Source organism: Polaromonas sp. P1_G2, from assembly GCF_056405515.1.
The window spans coordinates 1-529 of the sequence record NZ_JBFUBY010000867.1; the positions used below are offsets into that span (position 1 = coordinate 1).

Genomic DNA, 529 nt, shown 5'->3' on the forward strand with positions numbered 1-529 from the left:
GGCAATGGATATATTCATCCGGCAGATCCGACAGTTCTGGACAGTAGCGCCTGACATAGCTGCCTTCGGCGTCGAACGTCTCGCCTTGCTTGACCGGGTTGAAGATGCGGAACCAGGGGGAGGCGTCCGGACCGCAGCCGGCCACCCATTGCCAGTTCATCGCATTGTTGGCGCAGTCGACATCGACGAGCGTGTCGCGAAACCAGCGCTCGCCCTCGCGCCAGTCGATCAGCAGGTCCTTGATCAGGAAGGAGGCGACGATCATGCGGACGCGGTTCTGCATGAATCCGGTCTGCCAGAGCTCGCGCATGCCGGCGTCGACGATCGGATAACCGGTCTCGCCGCGCTGCCAGGCGCTAAGCGCGTTGTCGTCTTGACGCCATTCGAAGGCATCGAAGCGGCGATCCATGTTCGTCGTCGGCATGTCCGGCTTGTAGAACAGCAGATGCCAGGAGAATTCACGCCAGACGAGTTCACGGCGGAAGGCGATGGCATCGGTTCCGTGTTCATCGAACGCCTTGCCTACGGC

1 protein-coding gene is annotated in these 529 nt (G+C 61.4%); it reads right to left on the minus strand.

The genetic code is table 11. The features are described from left to right. Positions 1 to 529 (minus strand): FAD-binding domain-containing protein (locus AC1D0P_RS28055; RefSeq protein WP_477679723.1); only part of this gene is annotated, 529 nt, incomplete at both ends.